Source organism: Telluria sp. AZSoR62 (assembly GCF_058111565.1).
Genome location: NZ_JBYTST010000060.1, coordinates 1 through 526, shown reverse-complemented (window position 1 = coordinate 526; position 526 = coordinate 1). Strand labels below are relative to the sequence as shown.

At 45.1% G+C, this 526-nt stretch carries 1 protein-coding gene; it reads left to right on the top strand.

The genetic code is table 11. From position 1 onward, the window contains the following. Positions 1–102 precede the first annotated feature (102 nt). Positions 103–526: replication initiation protein (locus AC3XQU_RS22850; protein WP_489876448.1), on the top strand; the 424-nt coding region annotated here is incomplete at its 3' end.

The following is a 526-nucleotide window of genomic DNA, read 5'->3' as shown; positions in this document are numbered from 1 at the left end:
AAACCTACCCAGAAGCGGTCCCGTGCTCCGAAGATGGTGATAGTACAGCAGGCAGAGTCAACCACAGCCATTGAGCTTAGGAAGCCTGTCGAAGCACTCACCATGAAAAATGCATCCTCAGGAGAAATTACTTTTCTCCAGAGAAAAATCTACAACTCGATGTTGCAAATCGCTCAAAATAGACCGCCTGAAGAGGCGAGCCATGTCGTGCCGATCAAGGATTTCGAAACGCTCGTAGGACATACCACGTCGAATAGTAGGGAATACCTCAAAAATGTGTTGCGCCAAATGGTATCAACACAGGTTGAGTTTGATTACAAAGGGGACTCATCAGCCAGGAAAAACTCATCCTGGGGTATAGCGAACATGGTTGCTGAGGTATACATATCAGAGGATGGAAATTCGATTACATTCTCATTTCCACCAAAGCTCAAAAAGCGTTTGTTGGATCCAGAAATATATAACCGCCTCGATCTACGTATGCAAAATCGGTTCTCTAGTTTCTCTGCACTGACGCTCTATGAAA